Source organism: Allochromatium humboldtianum (assembly GCF_013385175.1).
In the GTDB taxonomy this organism is placed as follows: domain Bacteria; phylum Pseudomonadota; class Gammaproteobacteria; order Chromatiales; family Chromatiaceae; genus Thermochromatium; species Thermochromatium humboldtianum.
The window spans coordinates 155,765-175,747 of sequence record NZ_JABZEO010000008.1 but is presented as its reverse complement, the minus strand read 5'-3'; the positions used below and the strand labels follow the sequence as shown (position 1 = coordinate 175,747).

The window sequence follows — 19,983 nt, the reverse complement described above, 5'->3', positions numbered from 1 at the left end:
GTCTAAGGCGCCAATGATCGCATACGAATCGGCAGAAACCATGGATCTTTCAGGGTTGTAACGGTTCGGCCTTCAGTCCCGGTCCAGCGCCATCGACAGCCCGCTGACACGCTCCACCCGCCGCCCGAGCGCCTCGCGCACCACGGAATCACGGCTGTGGAGCAGGGTGAAGACCGACTTGGAGCGCGTGATGCCGGTATAGATCAGCTCGCGCGTCAGCACCGGGTTGGAGACATCCGGCAGCACGAGCGCGGTATGAGTGAACTCCGATCCCTGCGACTTGTGCACCGTCATGGCGAACACGGTCTCGACCGCTTGCAGGCGGCTCGGCAGGATCCAGCGAATGGCGCCCGTGCCGTCGCCGGCCGGAAAGGCCACGCGCAGCACCATGGACGCGCCGCCACCCTCGCCGCGTCGGGACGGCACGCGCAGGGTGAGACCGATATCGCCGTTCATCAGACCCAGACCATAGTCGTTGCGGGTGATGAGTACCGGACGTCCCTCGAACCACTGACGCTCGTCGGCGCCGGCGATGGGGGCCTTCGCGCCCTGGCTCAACAGGTGCTGGATGCGCCGGTTCAGACCTTCGACGCCCCACGGTCCCTGACGCAGTGGGGTGAGCAGCTGAAATCCCGCCTGTGTCTTGAGCACGGCGCGCGCCCAGGCGTCGAAGGCTTCGGGAGCCGCATCGTCCGAAGGGCGCTGTGCGTGCAGCACCGCGAGATAGCCCGAGTGATCCGGACCGCGCCAATAGCCGGCGCGCACCAGTTGGTCGAGCTGGGTGTCCTGTTCGCCGGTCAGACGAATCCGCCGGATGTGGCCGAGACCCGGATCGGTGCGGGTGGCCGGATCGGACTGACGGGCGAAGAGCGTATCGAGCGCCGTCAGTGGATCGCGCACCGGCTGACCATCCAGTACCCCCGTATTGACCAGTTCGGCCAGGGCGCCGATGCCGCCCTCGGCGCGGAAACGGTAGCTGTGACGCAGCATGACGATGGCCTGATCCAGCGGTCGGCCGGCCGGGTCGATCAGATCCTCGGGAAGCCGCGCGCCGGTCACGCGCTCCAGCCACTCGCGTGTCTGCGGGGTGTAATGGGCCTCGCGCGCGTGTCGACACAAATCCCCCAGCACCGCGCCGGCCTCGACCGAGGCCAACTGGTCCTTGTCGCCGAGCATGATCAGGCGTGCGTCCGGACGTAGCGCCTCCAGCAGCGCCGCCATCAACTCCACGTCGATCATCGAGGCTTCGTCGACGACGACGATGTCGGCCGGTAGCGGCTGACCGGCGTGATAGCGGAAGTGGCGGCTGTCGGGCCGGGTGCCGAGCAGGCGATGCAGGGTGGTGGCCTGGGTCGGGATCGCCGGGCGTAGCGCGTCCTCGCCGCCGGGGAATCGGTCGAAGGGCAGACTGGCGACCTGACCGGCGATGGATTCGTTGAGTCGTGCGGCGGCCTTGCCGGTCGGGGCGGCCAGACGGATGCGCAGCGGCGGTCCGCCAGCCTCCAGCGCCAGTCCTTGCAGCAGGGCGAGCAGACGCACGACCGTAGTGGTCTTGCCGGTGCCCGGACCGCCGGTGACGATGGCAAAGGCACGGCGCGCGGCCAGCGCACAGGCGATCCGCTGCCAGGGCGGCGTGTCGGCGTCCTGCTCGGCGAAGAGCCGGTCGAGCAGGGTGCGCGTGGCATCCTCGGGCAGGGTGAGCGGTCGGCTCAGACGCGCCTCGATGCCCGCGCGGATGCGCTGCTCATAGGTCCAGTAACGGCGCAGATAGAGCAACGGACGTTCGGGCGTGCCGGCGAGGATCAGCGGGGCTTGTTCGGACTCCGGCGTCGCGGCGATCTCCTGCCTTGCGGACGTCACGGGCGTCGTGTCCGGGTCGGGACTCGATCCAATGCCGAGCCGATCCTCAATAGCGCCGCTGTGCGCCAGACGCGCGATCCAGTCATTCAGCGTCAGGGTCGCAAGCTGTTCGGCCAGCTCGGAGCTTGGACCGGGTGGCGGCGTCAGCCAATCGCTGCGGTGCGCGAGCAGGGCGTGCGGATGCTCCAGGGCACCGGTCAGATCCAGACAGACATGACCATGCCCGTTGCGCTCGCTGGTCAGGGCGACGGCCAGCAGCACCGCCGGATCGCTCTCGGGCGTCTGTTTCTCGATGAAGCGCGTCAGGGCCAGATCCAGCGGGCGCAGGGCGCCGGCCTCAGTCCAGGCATTCAGTCGTGACAGCAGGGTGTCGGTATCCATCGTCTTGTCCATGGTCACGCCTCAGCAAAGAGCCGGTCGAGCGCTTCGATCAAATCTCGGGGCGGACGGTCCATGAACAGCCCCTGGCTCGCCGCTTGGCCGCCGCGCAGAAAGACATAGATCGCCCCGCCGAGATGGCGGTCGTAGTCGTAGTCCGGCAGACGCGCCTTGAGCTGACGGTGCAGGGCGAGCAGGTAGAGGACGTATTGCAGATCGTAGCGCCGCTCGGCGATGGCCGCGCGCATCGCCTCCGGGGTGTAGGCGCTGTCGTCCGGGCCGAGCTGGTTGGATTTCCAGTCCAGGATGTAATAGCGCCCCTGGTGCTCGAACACCAGATCGATGAAGCCCTTGAGCATCCCGTTCAGGTAGGTCGTGTTGAGTTGGGGGCGTTCGAGACCGGCGAGCGTGTGCTGAGTGACGAGTTGATCGAGTCGGCGCAGATCGACGGCGCGGCTCTCGATCCAGAACTCCAGTTCGACCTGATAGCGGCTGGGATCGAGGTCGGCGAGTCGTAGCTGTGGAACCGTGCCGTCGGACAGGGCGAAGGCGTCGAGGCGCCAGGTGCGGTCGAGCAATTCGGTCAGCCAGGCGTCGAGCGGTTCGACCCAGTCGCCCAGTCGGCGCGGTGTGCAGCGTTGTTCGAGCATCCGGCGCCGTGCGTCGGCTCTGGCGAGCGCGGCGGCGAAGCCGTGTCGGCCCGCGTCGGGGTGATCGGTTCGCTTCGGTGCGCGCTGAGTCGCCGCCCATTCCAGCAGCCCATGCAGGAGGGTGCCATAGCGTCCGCCGCGCGGGAAGGCGTGCAAGGTGCCTGGGGGAGACTGGATCTCCTGGGATTCGCCGGCGCTCGACTCCTCGCGTGCGGTCTCATCGCTCGCCGTTTCGACCGAATCGACGGGTGACACGGGCTGGGAGGTCGCGGATGCCCCGTCCTCGATTCCATCGCTCTCGGCCAACTGCGCGCCCCGGCTCAACGCCGAGTAACTGCTGATCCACCAGGCACGCGGGCGCCAGTCGGGCGCGGGGCGGGCGGCTTCGAGTTCGACCTCCGCCTCGGCCTGATAGGGCGCAGGATCGGCGGCGGGCGGGTCGATCAGGGTCACGCAGGACAGTCGGCGCAGTCGGGCGGCCAGATCGCCGTTGCCGGTTGCATGGGCCTCGCTCCCCGAACCCTCGGTTTCAGGCTGATCGTCCCCGGACCATTCGACCGCCTGGCCGTCGAGTCCGAGCAGATAGCCGAGCGCCGAGTGTTCGAGATCCGAGATCGCCCCCAGCCCCAGCCAGTTGGCGTGACGCGCGCGCGTCAGCCCCACGTAGAGTTTGCGCAGATCCTCGCCCAGACGCTCGCGGTCGGCCTGGGCGACGAGCGCGTCGTCTCCGCCCAGATGCACCTGGAGCCGATGCGCGGCGTCATGGGTCTTGAGCGGTCGATCCTTGGACTGGGTGCGCCGGCAGTCGGCGATGAAGGGTAGGAACACCAGCGGATATTCGAGTCCCTTGGATTTGTGGATGGTGACGACACGCACCAGACGCGCATCGCTTTCGAGCCGTAGCTGGCGCGCCTCGGATGTCTCGCCGGTGGCTGCGTCACTGTCGGCGATCGCTTCTTCGAGAAAACGCACCAGCGCCTGTTCGCCGTCGACCTCCTCGCTCGCGCGCTGGAGCAGTTCGCCCAGATGCAGGAGATCGGTCATGGCGCGCTCGCCGTCCGTGGTTCCGAGCAGGCGGGCGGCGATCCGAAACTCGCCGATCAGCCGGTAGAGCATGGGCAGGAATCCCTGACGACGCCAGCGTCCGTTGAGGTCGCGTAGCCGCTCGCCCTGGGTCTCCCAATGGAGTTCGTCGCGATTGAGCCGGTCCAGATCCGTCAAGCCCTGGCCGAGCAGACGGGTGGCCAGCGCCTGACGCATCAGCCGGTCGTCGAAGGGGTCCGCGATGGCGCGCAGCAGCACCGCCAGATCGCGTGCGATCGGGGTGTCGAAGACGTTGCCGCGCTCGGAGAGGTAGACGCTGGCCACATCGAGCCGGCGCAGCTCGGTGCGGATGGCGTCGGCTTCGTTGCGATTGTTGACCAGGACCGCCAGATCGCTGGGTTCGAGCGGACGTTCGCCGTCCTGACCCACAGGCAGCAGGGCGCGTCCCTCCTGTCCGAGCCGGAGCAGATCGGCGATGGCGCGGGCGGCGGCCTCGGCGGTGCGCTCGCGATAGGCCTCCTTGTTCAGCTTGCCGTTGGGGCCGGGTGGGATGACCCAGCCCTGGAGCGGCGGACAGGCCCGGCCGTCGATGGTCAGGGTGCGCTCGGCCTGATCGCGCGGTCGCGCGGGATGGAAGGGAACCGGGTTGCCCTGACCGTTCGGTTCGCGAAACAGGAAGGCGCCGTGCGTGGCGGTGCGCTCGCCATGCTCGAAGAGGGCGTTGACCGCCGTGATCAGGCCGGTCGAGGAGCGATAGTTGACATCCAGCGTGTAGTGACGGCCCTGGGTGGCGGCGCGCGCGATCAGATAGGTGTGGATGTCGGCGCCACGGAAGGCATAGATCGCCTGCTTGGGGTCGCCGATCATGAAGAAGCCGGTCGCGGCGTGATTGGCCTGAATGTCGTAGATGGACGAAAAGATGCGGTACTGGAGCGGGTCGGTGTCCTGGAACTCGTCGACCAGGGCGACCGGGAACTGTCGGCGAATGGCGGCGGCGAGGCGTTCGCGACCCTCGCCCTGGAGCGCCTGATCGAGCCGGATCAGCAGGTCGTTCTGGGTCATGATCGCGCTTTGGCGCTTCTCGCGCTCGACGTGGCTTTTGAGCCAGTGGACGGCGTGGGTCAGCAGATCCTCGGTGGGATCGGGCAGGGTGGTGAGTGTTTCATATAGATCGGCCAGCGCGCGGCAGGCTGGATCGTCGACCGGGGCCTTGGCGGGATCGTTCCAGATTTCGGCGATGGCCAGCGATGACATCCGTTGCCAGGACTGGCCGCCGAAGATGTCGGGTTCGGTCTGATCCGGCGTCTCCAGCCAGACCCGCAATCCATCCAGCACCTTGGCGCGGTGGTTCTTGTTGAGCGAGGGTTGCTTGAAGGCCTTGTTCTTGACCGCCTGCCCGAAGAGTCGATCCAGGGCGGCGATATGATCCTGTGTGCGCCAGTCGGTCTTGAGCGTGGCGATCGTGTGTCGGCGGGTCTCCAGACAGCGTCCGACGATCTCGTCCGGCGGGTCGGCGACCGGAGGCAGATACTCGGCCAGGGACAGCAGACCTCGGACCGCCTTGGCCAGATCCGATGGCTGCGACCACTGTTCCAGTACGGGTTCCAGACGCTCGGCGGGAAGTCCGAGCAGGAAGGTGCGCCAGTAGTCCTCGGCGGCGTGTTGCAGACGTTCGGCGTCGTCGTTCTCCAGCGTCTGCTCGAAGGCGTTGGCGCTGTCGAAGGCGTGTTCGCGCAGCATCCGGTAGCACCAGGCATGGATGGTGGAGATGGCCGCCTCGTCCATCCATTCGGCGGCCAGTTCCAAGCGGCGGGCGGAGTGCGCTCGATTGTCAGGGGCTATCTGGTCACGCAGTTCAAGCAACAGGGGGTCGCCCGCATCAGGCGACAGCGGATCGCGAAAGATCTCCGCCGCCTCCACCAGCCGGCGCCGGATGCGGTCGCGCAGCTCGTCGGTGGCGGCGTTGGTGAAGGTCACGACCAGGATCTCGGGCGGCATGAGCTGACGCGGGAAGGCCGTCTCGCCGCCATGTCCCAGGATCAGGCGCAGATAGAGCATGGCCAGGGTGAAGGTCTTGCCGGTGCCGGCGCTGGCCTCGATCAGACGCGAGCCGTGTAGGGGGACTTCGAGCGGGTTCAGTCGCTGGATGGTGGTATTCATCGGTCGTCAACAGTGTCCAATATAGTGCGACGGCCTGCTGAGCTTGCTGTCGCTTCCACGGTTTTTGTCTTGTGTCCCGGAGCGTTGCATCGAAGGCGGTGCAGCTTAAACGATGGGGGAATCCTGTTGGTACTTCCGGCGAAAGTCCAGATAGAACCGCAGCCGGCGGTGAAAATATGGCTGATGATTCTCCGCGATTCTGGTGGTGTTCAAGGATGAATCGAAGTGGGACGCTAGAGCTGGATGGATCTCCGCATCGGCAAAACGCTGCGGGATAAACTGTGCTTTACGGATGTTATCCCGCAGAATTGTTTTTATCCATGGCCATATTGTCAAATCTGCATTTCGTGTGTTAGGTTGGCCCGAAACCATACAACTACTGGTTAGCTGAAAAAAACAAGGAGCACCTATGAGTGAATGGTGGTACACAGAAAAGAGCAAAAAGATTGGGCCAATCCAACAAGAAGAGCTTTTAAAGCTATTTCAAAATGGAAAAATCACTCCGAATACTATGGTGTGGCAAGAAGGAATGCCCGAATGGAAGCCTCTCGGCAATGTAGAAGCGCTTGAGTCTCTAAAGGCAACTCTTCCGCCGCCACTCCCTCCAAAGTCTGAACCTGATGTGCTGAGTCTTCCGTTGGCTAATAGATGGCCACGGTTCTTTGCTCGAATATTTGATGTGTGGTGGCAAATTTTGGCTGTTTCCCTCGTCGCAGGTTATACGCTCGGTACTTACTCTGCAGGATTTGTTGAATGGCTTAATGGTCCTGGGGCAAGTCAACTATTTGGAATTGCATGTTTGCCTGTGGCGTTAATGCTCGATGCTTTGATCTACAAGGCCGCAGGCAATACGCCTGGAAAAGCAATACTTGGGCTAAAGGTTACAACTTTAAATGGACAACCATTAAGCCTCGGGCAATATCTTGGCCGCAATTTGTCTTTATGGGCAAGTGGTCTTGCATTTGGCCTTCCGCTGATAAATCTTTTTACTCTTGCAAATCAATCGAGCCGCCTTGGCAAAGGAAAACAAGCAAGCTACGATGAGTCAACGGGATATAGGGTTCATGCGAAGCCATCAGGATGGATTAGAATAACTATTTTCTCCTTAGCGTTTATTTCTCTATTTTTCGTTATGGCTGTTCTCAACAGCATGGAGCAAGCTGCTCAACGGAATGCAATACTAAATTACAGCCAGAATGATTATTCATGGGAAAACCCTGCCACGAAAAAAAGTGCTGAAATAGAATCAAACTGGAAACACTCAGCCAGTAAGAATGAAGATCAGCAAGAAATATATATGTTCAATGAGATTGCTGACAGGGCAGTAGTTGTTTTTGCTGAAGAAAACGCACCCGGGTTTAGTCTTCAGGATTATGTTGCTGCCTTTCGAAAAAGCACAGCCTCCAATATAAGGTTCTCTGACGGCGGTCGTTTCTTCCAAAAACAAGGGGTTAATGCATGGAGTGGTACAGGCAGCATGGTTGATAGCGGGACGAACCGACTAACCGTTGAAATAAGACAACACGGTTCAGAATTTTGGCGAGTAGTCACAATTCAGGTAATGCCTTTTGCCTATTCTGATGATCTGGTACAGAAACTTAGTTCTTCACTTTGGAGTACGGTTAAGTGAATTCAACTAACAATCGCATGCACTCGGACAGCAAAAAGCGCCGCTCGTTCCTCGCTCTGCTTTTTGCTTCCGGTGATGCGGGGCGTTATATGCAAAAGGAGACCTCACTATGAAACTGACACCAACAATCATTCTACTTTTGTTCACGGCCACAACCCACGCGTGGGATGGTTATGATTATGACAGGGGTAGTTACGTGGAAATTGAAAAAGGAAATCTCGTTCGTCCGGGTAGGGAAATCGAATATTACGATTACGGGTCGGGTGAATACAAATATGGCGATGTTGAATCAATAAATAGTTACGGTTCATCTGTGGAAGTCGAAGTATACGACTCTGACGCAGGCGAGTACCGCACCTTTGAAATGGATAGATAGGAGCTTTTGTCATGAGCAAAGATAGAGATCGAACCGTTTATAAAAGAGATGATGGTAAGTGGGTTAATAAACGAAACGACGCCGGAAAAGCGTCAAGCGTCCACGATACACAAAAACAAGCAAATGATGCTGCAAGGGGTATGTTAAAAAACCAAGGTGGGGGCGAACTAACGACGAAAGGTAGGGATGGAAATATTAGAAGCAAAGACACAATTCCACCAGGAAATGATCCATTACCTCCAAGAGATAAAGAGCATTAAGCACATAACAAGGCCGCTCCAGCCGACGCGCCAAAGGCGCGCGCGGCTGAGCGGCAACGTTAGGCAGCGCATCCATAATTTACCGGGAATCGCGGGAAGCCTTTGCTGAGGTTCGCTGCACCAATTTCCTACGCACCAATCTAAGCTGTATTGGTGTTGAACCATCGGATTGAGCTAGCCAACCAATTATCCAAAAGTAAAGAAATACATGAAGAAATTAAATTTTCTGTCCTTATTAATAGCCCTCTACTTAATAATGCTGCCAGTCTTTGGAGCGGGGTGGCGTGATTCTATTAATTCGGTTCAAGAAGCGGCAGAAAGATACAGGGCTTACGCAGTTGCCAATGGTACCTCCTGGGCTGGGACCATGTATAATGGCTATCACCTTGAGAGGCATCGGTGCGCAATTCTCGGACGAATGCTCGGTTATGAGCATTCAGTCGCACACCTTGAAGAGCTGAAATATCCCCCATTGGACGGATCTGTAGATCCTCACGAAATTCTAATTTTTTCTATTTCCCTCGAAAATTGGGTGGCAGCAGCGCAATGGGCGCTTGATGTAAACGAAGATTCTCGCAAGAACCGCTGGAACCTAGACTGTGTTGGCAGGCAAGGAATCCCCAAGAATGTCGCAAGTCGCAGCGATAAGCCTGACGCCGAATTTTGGGCCGATGGTGAGACTCTCTTTGTTTACGGAGATATTGACTTTGGGTTTGCAAAGCGATTCAAAAGGCAACTTGAGCTGTCTCCCAATATAAGGAAAATTGTACTTGGGAGCGGTGGAGGAAGTGTTCGCGATGCTATCTTGTCCGGCAAATTAATCCGTGATCTCGGTTTAGAAACCTCGCTACATGGTAATTGCTTCTCGGCTTGCCCCCTTGTATTTATGGGCGGAGTGAAAAGAACCTTGTGGGCGTCTCCACATCGACTTGGTTTTCATCAAGTTACAAATTCTTCAGGCCAAGCATCATCATTGAGTGACCCGGTGTACAGTATCATCGGGAATTACATTTCCGAAATGGGAGGTGATAGTGCAACAGTTTTGTATTGGATGCGTAGCGCAAGACCCAGCGAAATGTTTGAGCCAAATGTTGCCGAACTGTGTGATCCTGGCGTAGCAACCTTCGTTCAGCGTGTTTGCGGCCCAGGCTGGAATACGCATCGAGATAGATAATCAAAAAGGTCTGGCTTTGTTTCTTTCTCGGCATGGAATCCAACTCCTCAAACCGCCTAACACGGTGCTCCAGCCGAAGCCGGTTTCGCTCTCGCTCAACCGGCTCGGATGAGCTTGGCGTTAGGCGTCAAAGCTCAAATCCGACCCCTGGCCTGACATCCGAAAATTTCAAGAATTCTGATGCCCACGTTGCTGGTTCAAGACGGATTCAAGTTCTTCTTCTACGCTAACGAGCATGAACCGAAGCACGTTCATGTCTCTAAAGGCGACGACTATGCAAAGGTTGAGCTTGACACTTTTCGCGTATCCCAAGACTTCATGAAGCCTAAAGAATTAAAGAAAGCCCTGGCTATCATCAAAGCAAACAATCAGCAATTCGAGGAAAAATGGGATGAATGGCACGCTAAAAGGTAAGGCTGTTCACTTCGATGACCGGCACCTGCATGTTGAACTCGAAGATGGCAGAGTAATTTCTACCCCTATGGATTGGTATCCAGAATTGCAAGCAGCCACCCTTAAACAACTTTCGCAATATGAGTTTATCTGCCGAAAAACAGGCATAGAGTGGGAAGATCTCGATTACCAACTCAGCATTGAGAGCATGCTTGGATATCGCGTCAGCCGAGAAGCAGCGTAGTTGTATTGATAAAAATTCCGCCCGACAAGCCGCTCCAGCCGACCCCGTGCGACCGGTGCCGTGAGTTGATTTCAAGCGTGGCCGTGCGTGCGGGTCGGCTGAGCTTGGTCGTTAGCCTCGGCTCCACCGGACAGTGCAAGGTTCGTCCATTCAGAAGCCGGCGAAGACTTGCTCACTTTACGATTCCCAAGAACACGGCCAGACAACGCTCAACCTCCACCATCGCATTGGCATCAATGCGCCCAAAGGCCGCACCGATCTTGTCGCGCTTCACCGTTACGGCCTTGTCCAACATCACCTGCGATGGCTTTTGCAAACCATTTTCCGTGCTGGGCTCAATGGTGATGCGCAACAGCGGTGCCGCAACGAGCACGCTGGTCAGCGGCAACACAGTCACAGTCGCGTGCTCATTGAACTGATCGGCTTGGATCACCAGAGCAGGTCGAGGCTTGCCGAAGTCGCCTTGCATGGCGACTGTCACTAAGTCGCCGCGCATCAATCGGTCCAACCATCCAGGTCAGCCAAAACGTTATCCAGGAACGGCGGCATGTCCGTGTCGGCCATGTCCGCTTGAGAGACAAGGCGAGACTGGCGGCGGCATTCTTCGGCAAAGTCCGGTCGTCGCGTATCGGGCACCCAAATCTGCACCAAACGAAGCCCGGACTTGCGCAGCGCATCACGGTGCTTTTGAACTCTTGCATTGACATGAGTGGTGGCCATACGAATCCCCTCCGGTTTGTTACATGAAACGAAACATACCACGAACATTGTTTCATGTAACACTGCGCAATTCGAGCGAGCGTTTATCTGCGCGTAGCCGAAAGCAAGCGCCGCAGGTTCCGCTAACGGCTGATCGTCTTGCGCAGACCGCCATAGAGCCGATGCGCCCAGCGCGCGAACTCCCCCCCGGACCAGAGCGCCTCGAAGCTGTCGTAACAGCGACCGACATAGGCGTTGTATGTGTGATCCAGGTCGAAGGCTTGAAGGGCCGCGTTCCAGGCCTTGAGTTCCTCGGGCGCCGTGCCGTCCTCCAAGGTCTCAGGCCCATCCTTGTCGAGCCAGGCCATGCCGGCGTTGAGCGCAACCGGCAGCGGTCGCTGCATCCCCTCCCACCAGACGACGAGCAGCGATTCGAGCCGCTCGCGGGCCTCATCGACGGGCACAGGTTCCAGACGCGCATCGCCTGAAGGCGTCAGCAGGCGGGTCGTGACCGGCTCGCCATCGAGCTGAGCCGCCAGATGCCGCACCCAGGCGCGCAGTGTATTGCGCCACTGATAATGCTTGTCCTTGGTCAGCCCGCTGGTTTGCAGAATGATCTGACCGCGCCCATCGTCGCCCTCGCGCAGATCGCTCAACACATCTTCCAGCACCAGCCGACCGGCCGGCACATTGACCTCCACCATGACCGGAATCGGACGATCGAGCCTCCGGGGCCATTCGCTCAGGGCCGCGTCCCAAGCGGTATGGAGCACCGGCAGATAGGCGATGACCGTCCGCCCCAGACGCTCGCCCAGACTCCCGTCCGGCAGCCGCCCCTGAGCCTGGAAGCGCGCAATACCCGCCTGCAAACGCTGCTCCAGCGCCGGCCTGTCCAGCCCCGGCTCGAAGGTCCGGCTGATCAGTTCGTCCTTGATCTGCCAGTCCCCGAGACCGTCGAGCGCGAAGGTCTCCACATCGGGCGGCGCGACGACCTCGCCCGGCGCCTTGATCCGCAAGCGCTGATCGAACAACGCCATGATCGGATCGCGCAGAAAGCCCTGGAGTTGATCGAGATCGACCGGCGTTTCGGGCAGCCAGGGCGCGAGCCGCTCGGCGCCGACCGCCGTCGCTCCGGCGCCATCGTGCACCGCCCGCCACTCACGCGCATAGGTGAAGAGCGTCTTCGCCCGCCCCGGCTCGAAATAGCCGCGCCCGAACGGCTGGAGCGGATGCACGCTGGTCAGCGCGGCGAGCAGCTTGGCGCCGTCGCCATCGGGCCGACGCCAGCCGGCCGCCAGATGATCGCGCAACTGTCCGACCAGCACCGAGGGCGGACGCTCGCTGTTGTCGCGGATGCCGCGCCCGACCCAGCCGATGACCAGCTTCTCGCGCGCCGACAGCAACGCTTCGAGAAACAGATAACGGTCGTCCTCACGCCGCGAACGATCCCCCGGCCGATAATCGTTCGCCATCAGATCGAAGTCCGCCGGCACCCGCCGGCGCGGATAGTCGCCATCGTTCATGCCCAGCAGCCAGATCTGACGGAAAGGAATGGAGCGCATCGGCATCAGGGTCGCGAAGTTGACCGCCCCGGCCAGAAAACGCTGATTCAGACTCGGCTGATCGAGCCGCGCGAGAAAGGCATCGCGGAAGATCTCAGGCGCGATGGATTCATCGCCCAGACCGCCCTGGATGCAATCGCTCTCCCAGGCATCGAGTTCGAGCAGGATGCGCGCGAGCATGGCCCCATCGGACTCGCTCGACTCAGCGAAGAAGTCGTCCAGCAGCCTGCCGACCAGATCGACCCAGCCGGACGGCGAACGCGGCTCGCTCAGACGTCGCCAGGTATCCTCCAGCCGTTCGAGCAGACGCGCCAGCGGACCCAGCAACGCGGCCTCCAGTCCGCCGACCTCGTCGTGCGGCTCCACGCCGCGCCAGGGTCCGGCCCCGCCACTGGCGAACCCCAGCAGCAGCCGGCGCAGTCCGAAGCGCCAGGTGTTCTGCTCCAGCCCCTCCGGCAGCCCGAGACTGGCGCGCTGTTCGGCGTCCAGTCCCCAGCGCACATTGGCCCCGGCGATCCAGGCGCGCAGTCGCGGCAGATCGGTCTCGTCGAGGTCGAGCCGGGCGCGGATCGCCGGGATGTCGAGCAGGTCGAGCAGCTCGCTGACCGAGAAGCGCGCCTGCGGCAGATTCAGCAGATGTTCCAGCCCGATCACCAGCGGATGCCGGTGGCGCTGGCCCTGATCGGCGATCTGGAACGGGATGTAACGCCGATCGTCCGGATCGAAGCGCCCGAAGACGGCCTGGATGTGCGGCGCATGGACGGCGATGTCGGGCACCATCACCAGCACCTCGCGCGGCTGCAACGGACGGACGGTCCGCGCCGAGCGCTCGAACTCGTCGAGCAGCCGATCGTGCAGGATCTCGATCTCGCGCTGCGGGCTGTGGGCGACGATGAACTCCAGACTGCGGTCGTGCTCGGGATCGATGAGGGTCGGTTGGTCCCGGCGTTCCTGGAGCGGACGCAGCTCCAGGATGTCGTCCTGCAACTGGTGCAGCAGACAGTCGGCGCCGGGCGAGTCGAAGAGATCGATCTTGAGACTGTGCGACTGAAAATAGGGCTCGTATCGAGCGCGGTCATCGTGCTCGTCGAGCAGTCGCAGATAGTCGCGTCCCTGCTTGCCCCAGGCCGCGAGCAGCGGATGACCGTGCAGATGCCATTCGGACTCGTCGAGATCCGTCGGCGCCTTGCGTTCCGACCGGCGCCGATAGGGCCGGCGAAACAGATCGCGACCCTCGATGATGTCGCCCCAGTAGTGCCGGCAGGGATTGAGCACGAACAGCATCACCTGACACACGGGCGCGATGGCCTCCAGCACTTCCAGCATCTGGCGCGGCAGCGAGGACAGACCGAAGACGATGACCCGGCGCGGCAGTCCGACCGCGCGCAGATTCGCGAGGCGTTCCGGGGTGCGATCCTCCGCCTGACCGGCACGCTCCAGGAAGGCCCGATGGACCTCGGCGCGACTGGCCTGGAGCAGCCACGGCGCGTCCGGGCCATACTCGTCACGCACGTCGGCTTGCAGAGCACGCCAGAGCACCGGCTGCCAGCCCTGACTGGCCGGGAGCGCGGCCGGCTTGCCATCGTGGCGGATGAGAATGTCGCGACCCTGGCCCCAGGCCGCCAGCCAGTCGGCACGATAGACCTGATATTGATCGAACAGATCCGCGAGCCGTTCGGCGAGCTGATAGCGCCGGCGCGGGGCGGCTTCCAGGCCATCGACCGCCAGAAAGCCGCGCAGCGGAGCGAGCGCCTCGAAGTGGGTGTCGCTCGCCTGGAGCGGCGCCTCGCCCGTGAGCCGTTCGAGCAGACGATACAGCCGCCAGCTCAGGGGCGCCTTGTCGAAGGGCGAGGTCTCGGGCAGGTCGCCGAGCACGGTGCGGTAGACGCGCCAGATGAAACGCGCCGGCAACATCACATCGAGCGCGGCGGCGATGCCCAGGCCGCCCTCGGTCTCGTTGGCGTCGGGCGTGGCGGCCAGCGCGAGCTTGAGCCACTGCGCGATGCCGCTGCTCTGCACCAGGATGGCCTCGTTCTCCAGCGGCGCGAGCGGATGACGGCGCATCCAGGCGACCAGGAGCGCGCGTAGTTCCTCCAGCCGGTTGCCCTGGATCAGCATGAAGCCGGTCGGCCAGTCTGAGTCGGCGACGCTCGTCAAGTCTTCGGTGAGCATGATTCGATCCTGTTCGCGGGTTCCATGCGCGTCTCTCATCGCCCAGCGCCGGTCAGACGCCCGAATTCAGGACGGCATCCCCGACGCCAGACCCTCCACGCGCGTCTGCTCGGCGGCGACCCACTGGCTGATCCAGGCGGACAGGTCGCCGTCGGTCCGGATGGCCCCGAGATCGACGCTGATGTTGTTCAGGTATTGCAGGGTCAGACTGGCCGGCTTGGGCAGCATGGGCGAGAGGCCGGCCATGAAGAATCCACAGGACTCGGCGGCTTCGATCAGCGCCGGTGCGGCGGGATCGGCCAGATCGACACTGAGATCGATGACATCGACGTGCTCAAGACAGAGTCGGTGCCGTTCAAGCGCGATGGCCTGGCGGACATCAGGGCCGATCCGCGTCACATCCAGTTGCGCGACGTTGACGGCCGCGCTGATGCGGCTGGTGAAGGTCGTCCGTTCCTCGGTCGGCTCCAGTCCCGGACCGGACTCGATGTCGGGATCGAGTCCAAGGGCCGCGAACAGTCGTTGCAGAGGCTCCAGGTGCCGCGCGGGCAGATACAGCCTCTGCAGCGTCAGCGGCTTCATGCAGCGGACCGTCAGGAAGGTGCTCTCCCGCTGGGCGAGCTGTTCGCTGATATGCCGAAACCTCAGACTCGCCGGTGCATATCCCAAGAGCAGGGCCGTCGGCTGGAAACCGAAGTAGCGCGCGGTCTTGAGCGTGAAGGGATGCGCCGTGACCGCGTGCGCGTACATGACCGTCTCGCCGCGTGTCTGCACATCCTCGATGGCCGCCGCCAGGAGCTGCTTCATCAGACCAAGGCCGCGCCAATCCGGATCCACGACCGCGATCGCCCATTCCACCGCCGGATCGTCCCGCTGCGCCTTCATCAAGGCGACATGGCCGACCAGACGCCGCGCGGCCGTCACCGCCACCCAGGACTTGAGCAGACCCTCGTGGTGATGGGCGATGAGGCGGTCGGGATAGTAGATGTCGTCGTAGACATAGGAGTAGCCGTAACCGCGATACACCAGCCGCGCCAGACCGATGGCCTCCTCCTCGCGTAGCGGGCGCACGCACTCGACCGGCTCCGGTGCTGTCGCGGCGGCGATCCGGGAGACCTCGGGCGCACTGTCCAGCTCAGCGATGTGCGGGCCGGGAATGAACCACTCCAGCTCGAACCGGCAGCCCTGCCGGCCGTCGTTGACCAGCCGGTAACGGTTCGTCATCTGCTTGAGCAGAAAGGCCGACAGGCCGCCGTTCTCCAGCCCGGCCGCCAATTCGTCCTCGGACGCCCGCGGATCGAAATCCGGGATCAGCGAGTGATCGAAGGGTAATCCGAGACTGCGCACCGAGAGACGGAACAGCGACGGCGTGGAATCGATCTCGATCGCCAGCTCGCCGCGCTCGTCCTCGTCGAAGGCGACGCGCAGCAGCGTGCTCAAGACCTCCTCGACCGCCAGTTCGACCCGTGGCAGGGTCTGGGCGTCCAGCCCGTACTGACGGGCCAGCTCGCGCGCCGCGCCCCGGACCAAGGGCAGCATGGCGGCCAGGGCCGGGATCTGCAGGCGTGCCCAGAGCGTGCCGGATGACGTCAAGGGTCGAGCCTCCGGTCGATGACCCGCTGGAGCTTGCCGGTCCGGGGATGGGTCCGCAGTTCGCCGACGGCGACCCATTCCACGCTCAACGGATGGACGATGCCCTGGGCGATGAGGTCGGCGTACATGTGACGCTCGGCGTACAGGGTGTCGGCCAGCCGCTCGGACAGTCCGGCGGGGATCTCCAGCGGTCTCTGGACGGCGATGCGCAGGGTACAGCGGTCGCGCCGTTCACTGTGTTCGATCAGGAGCTGGAAGCCGCTGACGTGCTGATCGAGCTTCAGTCGTCCGAGCAGGCGCTCGATATCGCTCAGGTACAGGGTCATGGGGCCGACGCGGGCGCCGGTGTCGGTTCGTCCCAGCACGCGGAAACGCCGCCCCGGTGTTCCCGGCGGGTCGATCCACTGGCCCCGATCACCGACCGGATAGCGAATGATCGGCATCAGCCGGCGCCGGACATTGGTGATGTGCAGCAGCCCCTCGGCCTCCGGCTCATCCAGCGGGCGCTGCTCCTCGTCGAGGATCTCCAGGATCGTGCTCTCGTCGAAGCAGCGATGCACACCCGGCTCGCAACTGGCGTCCACCCAGCCCATCTCGCCATAGTCGACGCCGGCGATACCGATCGAGGCCACCTCGCACTCGGGCAGCAGACGCTTGAGTTCGGCGATCTGATCCGGGTACATGGCTTCCCCGCCGTAGATGAACCGGCGCACCTGCAAGGCTCCCGGCTCCAGGGCCGCGAGATGGGGCATCAGCGCCAGCAGCGATGTCGGCACGCCGGCCAGGGTCTCGATGCGGAACAGACGCAGTGTGTCGATGAGTTCCTCGGGAGGCGCGCTGCCGCCGATCGGGAAGCACAGGCCGCCGCCGGCCTCCTCGATGCAGCGGGTGATGAACAGCAACGAGGCGTAGAGCTGTCCGCCATAGAAGATATTGGCGACCTTCTCGCCCTCGCGCAGCCCGGCCCGACGCAGCCCCTGTCCGAAGACTTGGCAGAATTGCTGCCAGTCCTGGTTGCTGAAGAAGGAGAACTTGGGGCTGCCCGTCGTGCCGCCGCTCTTGAAGACGAGGCCGTCGCGATGCGGGGCGGTCAGCAGCCGGTTGTCCTGCGGTGTGTTGGCGGCCCAGTAAGCGGCATGATCGGTCACTGGAAGGGTCTCCAGGCCGATCTCGTCCGGCAACCCGCGCCACTGCTCGGCGAACCAGGGCGAGTGCGCGCGCACGAAGCGCAGATGTTCGGTCAGGCTGGGATTGGGGACGGGGTCGCTCATCCGGCTGCGCTCCTGTGATCACAGATGGGTTTGAGCTTGCCGCTGACCGGGACGAAGACGAAGTCGGCATCGGACTCGACGACGCTGACCTCGAACCTGAAGGCCAGACCGAACTCCTTCTCCATGAAATCGATCTCGGCATACTGGGCGCGCAGACAGGCCTCGGCCGCCGCTGCCTCCAGCCCAGGCCGCCGGGCCAGTCGGATCTCCAGCCGTGTGTCGTTGCCGTCCTCGTGGATATGGGCCTGCACCGGGCCGTCGTACCCCAGCTGCTCACCGAGGATATCGACGAAACGCCGGTAGTTGAGGAAGGGACCGCCGGCCTTGAAGAAATCGCCTGTCCGGCCCAGCAGCTCGAAGCGCGGATCCGTGCGTCCGCAGGGGCAGTCGCCGGGGATCCAGCGCCCCGTGTCGCCGATCTCGTAACGCCGTACCCGTGGCTGCTCGCGGGCCAGGGAGCTGAACAGCAACCGACCGACGGCGCCCTCGGCGACGGGGCGATCCTCGTCCAGGTCGACGATCTCCAGGTGCTGAATGGCGCTGGCCAGATGATGTACTCCGCCCTCGCATTCGGGACACTGATAGCCCATGGGGCCGGCATCGTTGGAACCATAGGCGGCGGAGCGCACGATCGAGACGCCGCAGGTCTCCATCAGGTATCGGCGCTGGGCGTTCGTGAGTCGCTCGCCGCCATAGAAGACCTTATCGATCCGGCCGGTGAGTCGTCCGGCGGCGGCCATGAACAAGGCCAGCAGATGCGAAGGCGCGCCGATCAGTGTATTGCAGCCCGTACCGAGGAGGGTCTCGATGATCTCCTCGTAGTCATGGATCATCCCCATCGGCAGGGTGCGTACCCGCAGGGTTTCGAGGATGGTCCAGAAGCTGATGAAGCTGCCGTACAGATGACCGGCGGCGAACAGATTCATCACCCGATCGCGGTCCGGCTCCAGGCCGGCGGCGACCAGTCCGTGGGCCGCGACGGTCATCTGGTCGTGATAATCCTCCCAACTGAAGCTGGAGTAGACGATCCGCCCGCTCGAACCGCCGCTGCGGAACAGCAGGTCGACCTCCCGCACGGACTGGGACTCGGCCTGGAAACGGGTCTTGTCCATGATCGGCAGACCGGCGACGGGCAAGGGCGGATGCGCCTCCAGCTCCGAGAAGCTGCCCACCTGGCGCGCCGACTCGGGCGGATCCAGGGTGATGCGCCGCGCCAACTGTTGCAAGGCATAGACGCCGTCGTGCGGTGAACCTGCATAGCTGTCGACCATCTGACCTGGACGTGCGATGCGGGTCACGCCGGCCGCGAACAGCCGTCGCGACAGGGTCGCCAGCGAAGACAGTCCGCAGACCAGACCACAGCTCTGGAGCCAGGCGCGCATCGGGCGGAGCGTGCCGATGATGGCCTCGCGCTCGAGACCCTTGACCCAGAGGGTGCGGTACAGGGGCGAGGGGCGCAGACCGGGACGATGATCGACGAGGATCCGCCAGCGCCCGTGCACCGGATCCTCGATGACACGGGTCAGGTCAAGCGCCTCCTCGGCGCGCGCCACGGCCGTGACGCTGGTGATCTCGGCCTGTTCGGCCCCCTCGGGCGCCTGTCCCGGGATCTCGGGCGAGCGCACGGCCAGACGTTCGGCCAGCGCCGTGGCGAAGCGCTCGACGCCCTCGCGATCGGCCTCGACGAACAGGGTCTGCGGGCTGGAGCAGGCCTGCTGGTCGAGCCGGCAGACATCGGTTGCTACGCCATCGAGCGCGGCCTCCAGCAACGCCGGCTCGCGCAAACATTCAGCCGCGACATAGGCGAAGGAGACCTTGTGCCCCCAGGTGATCAGCCGGGCGCCCGGCGGCGCAGCCTCGCGCACGGCGGCCATGGCCCGCTCGCCGCCCCAGGCCGAAATGGCATCGGCACGCTCGAAGAGCGCCGAAAGACGCCGAGATTCAGATGAGGCGACATGGACCACGGCGAGATAGTCGGCGAGACGCCCGCCCGGATCGGCGTCGCAGAGGGCGGCGGCAAACTCGGTCGCGAAGCTGGAATCGCGCGCGCTGAGCTTGACGAGATTCACATTGCCGGGCAGCAGGCCCTCGACCAGTCCGAGCGCCGCCAGGGTGAAGACGTTGGACGGCATGACATGCACCACGCAGCCGACCGGCGACCAGGCCTCGAACTGACGATCGGGATAGCGGCGCGTCGGGATGCCCGGTCTGGAACAGCCCAGTTCGGCACGCACTCGGGTCAGCAGGGACGCCCGCGTCAGGGAGGCCGAGGCCCCGGCGAGCATGGCGTCCACCTCCTCGTCCGGCGTGGTCTCGCGCGCCAGCGCGGCCAGACGGGCGTGCAGCGGTCGACCGGCGCGCAACCCGTCGGACACCGTCTGGGCCGCCGTCAACAGATCCTCGAACGGAAACGGCGACTCCAGCACCCGTTCCAGGTGTTGATCCAAACGCTCGATCGCCGCGTCGAGTTGCGCATCGTCCAGCCACTGACCAAACCAGAAATGTCGGTTCATGCGT

14 protein-coding genes are annotated in these 19,983 nt (G+C 62.8%); 6 read left to right on the top strand and 8 right to left on the bottom strand.

What is annotated here, in order from left to right; all coding sequences use genetic code 11:
• Window positions 1–72: 72 nt before the first annotated feature.
• Together recD and recB are read right to left on the bottom strand one after the other, a co-directional pair.
• Entirely contained in the window at window positions 73–2,253 is a 2,181-nt protein-coding gene (recD, locus tag HW932_RS13380) for an exodeoxyribonuclease V subunit alpha (protein WP_246296816.1), read from the bottom strand.
• A 2-nt stretch (window positions 2,254–2,255) separates the two neighbouring features.
• Window positions 2,256–6,092, bottom strand: coding sequence for an exodeoxyribonuclease V subunit beta (recB, locus tag HW932_RS13375; RefSeq protein ID WP_176976993.1), 3,837 nt, complete (start codon window positions 6,090–6,092; stop codon window positions 2,256–2,258).
• A gap of 409 nt (window positions 6,093–6,501) precedes the next feature.
• On the opposite strand from recB, the gene HW932_RS13370 reads away from it, so the two are divergent.
• The 6 genes from HW932_RS13370 to HW932_RS13345 all read left to right on the top strand — a co-directional run bounded on the left by HW932_RS13370 (window position 6,502) and on the right by HW932_RS13345 (window position 10,169).
• Window positions 6,502–7,722 carry an RDD family protein gene (locus tag HW932_RS13370; protein ID WP_176976992.1) on the top strand — a complete coding sequence of 407 codons (1,221 nt, stop codon included), beginning with the start codon at window positions 6,502–6,504 and terminating at the stop codon, window positions 7,720–7,722.
• 109 nt (window positions 7,723–7,831) lie between these two features.
• Entirely contained in the window at window positions 7,832–8,098 is a 267-nt protein-coding gene (locus HW932_RS13365; protein WP_176976991.1) for a DUF5334 family protein, read from the top strand.
• Between the two features lie 11 nt (window positions 8,099–8,109).
• Window positions 8,110–8,358 (top strand): DUF2188 domain-containing protein, encoded by a 249-nt coding sequence (locus tag HW932_RS13360; RefSeq protein WP_176976990.1) that lies wholly within the window; start codon window positions 8,110–8,112, stop codon window positions 8,356–8,358.
• A gap of 208 nt (window positions 8,359–8,566) precedes the next feature.
• Window positions 8,567–9,532, top strand: a complete 966-nt coding sequence (locus HW932_RS13355; protein ID WP_176976989.1) for a COG3904 family protein — start codon at window positions 8,567–8,569, stop codon at window positions 9,530–9,532.
• Window positions 9,533–9,712: 180 nt separating this feature from the next.
• Window positions 9,713–9,946 carry a DUF4160 domain-containing protein gene (locus tag HW932_RS13350; protein ID WP_176976988.1) on the top strand — a complete coding sequence of 78 codons (234 nt, stop codon included), beginning with the start codon at window positions 9,713–9,715 and terminating at the stop codon, window positions 9,944–9,946.
• Window positions 9,924–10,169, top strand: a complete 246-nt coding sequence (locus HW932_RS13345) for a DUF2442 domain-containing protein (RefSeq protein ID WP_176976987.1) — start codon at window positions 9,924–9,926, stop codon at window positions 10,167–10,169. Before HW932_RS13350 ends, HW932_RS13345 begins: the two co-directional genes overlap by 23 nt.
• Window positions 10,170–10,341: 172 nt before the next feature.
• Here HW932_RS13345 and HW932_RS13340 read toward each other — a convergent pair whose 3' ends face one another.
• The 6 genes from HW932_RS13340 to HW932_RS13315 all read right to left on the bottom strand — a co-directional run bounded on the left by HW932_RS13340 (window position 10,342) and on the right by HW932_RS13315 (window position 19,979).
• A complete protein-coding gene (locus HW932_RS13340; protein WP_222932372.1) occupies window positions 10,342–10,665 on the bottom strand; it encodes a type II toxin-antitoxin system PemK/MazF family toxin in 324 nt (107 codons plus the stop codon).
• On the bottom strand, window positions 10,665–10,889 hold the full coding sequence (locus HW932_RS13335) for an antitoxin MazE family protein (protein ID WP_176976985.1): 225 nt from the start codon (window positions 10,887–10,889) through the stop codon (window positions 10,665–10,667). The genes HW932_RS13340 and HW932_RS13335 overlap by 1 nt, the downstream gene beginning before the upstream one ends.
• 122 nt (window positions 10,890–11,011) lie before the next feature.
• On the bottom strand, window positions 11,012–14,602 hold the full coding sequence (gene recC, locus HW932_RS13330; protein ID WP_176976984.1) for an exodeoxyribonuclease V subunit gamma: 3,591 nt from the start codon (window positions 14,600–14,602) through the stop codon (window positions 11,012–11,014).
• A 66-nt stretch (window positions 14,603–14,668) separates the two neighbouring features.
• The gene (locus HW932_RS13325; RefSeq protein WP_176976983.1) at window positions 14,669–16,195 is read right to left on the bottom strand and encodes a GNAT family N-acetyltransferase; all 1,527 of its coding nucleotides are present in this window, start codon (window positions 16,193–16,195) and stop codon (window positions 14,669–14,671) included.
• Window positions 16,192–17,466, bottom strand: a complete 1,275-nt coding sequence (locus HW932_RS13320) for a phenylacetate--CoA ligase family protein (RefSeq protein ID WP_176976982.1) — start codon at window positions 17,464–17,466, stop codon at window positions 16,192–16,194. Before HW932_RS13320 ends, HW932_RS13325 begins: the two co-directional genes overlap by 4 nt.
• On the bottom strand, window positions 17,463–19,979 hold the full coding sequence (locus HW932_RS13315; RefSeq protein ID WP_176976981.1) for an acyl-CoA reductase: 2,517 nt from the start codon (window positions 19,977–19,979) through the stop codon (window positions 17,463–17,465). Before HW932_RS13315 ends, HW932_RS13320 begins: the two co-directional genes overlap by 4 nt.
• Between the last annotated feature and the right edge of the window lie 4 nt (window positions 19,980–19,983).

What these genes read in the sequence shown, in the direction of transcription:
- recD (WP_246296816.1), bottom strand. Translation starts at nt 2,253, where the DNA reads ATGGACAAGACGATGGATACCGACACCCTGCTGTCACGACTGAATGCC.
- recB (WP_176976993.1), bottom strand. Translation starts at nt 6,092, where the DNA reads ATGAATACCACCATCCAGCGACTGAACCCGCTCGAAGTCCCCCTACAC.
- HW932_RS13370 (WP_176976992.1), top strand. Translation starts at nt 6,502, where the DNA reads ATGAGTGAATGGTGGTACACAGAAAAGAGCAAAAAGATTGGGCCAATC.
- HW932_RS13365 (WP_176976991.1), top strand. Translation starts at nt 7,832, where the DNA reads ATGAAACTGACACCAACAATCATTCTACTTTTGTTCACGGCCACAACC.
- HW932_RS13360 (WP_176976990.1), top strand. Translation starts at nt 8,110, where the DNA reads ATGAGCAAAGATAGAGATCGAACCGTTTATAAAAGAGATGATGGTAAG.
- HW932_RS13355 (WP_176976989.1), top strand. Translation starts at nt 8,567, where the DNA reads ATGAAGAAATTAAATTTTCTGTCCTTATTAATAGCCCTCTACTTAATA.
- HW932_RS13350 (WP_176976988.1), top strand. Translation starts at nt 9,713, where the DNA reads ATGCCCACGTTGCTGGTTCAAGACGGATTCAAGTTCTTCTTCTACGCT.
- HW932_RS13345 (WP_176976987.1), top strand. Translation starts at nt 9,924, where the DNA reads ATGAATGGCACGCTAAAAGGTAAGGCTGTTCACTTCGATGACCGGCAC.
- HW932_RS13340 (WP_222932372.1), bottom strand. Translation starts at nt 10,665, where the DNA reads ATGCGCGGCGACTTAGTGACAGTCGCCATGCAAGGCGACTTCGGCAAG.
- HW932_RS13335 (WP_176976985.1), bottom strand. Translation starts at nt 10,889, where the DNA reads ATGGCCACCACTCATGTCAATGCAAGAGTTCAAAAGCACCGTGATGCG.
- recC (WP_176976984.1), bottom strand. Translation starts at nt 14,602, where the DNA reads ATGCTCACCGAAGACTTGACGAGCGTCGCCGACTCAGACTGGCCGACC.
- HW932_RS13320 (WP_176976982.1), bottom strand. Translation starts at nt 17,466, where the DNA reads ATGAGCGACCCCGTCCCCAATCCCAGCCTGACCGAACATCTGCGCTTC.
- HW932_RS13315 (WP_176976981.1), bottom strand. Translation starts at nt 19,979, where the DNA reads ATGAACCGACATTTCTGGTTTGGTCAGTGGCTGGACGATGCGCAACTC.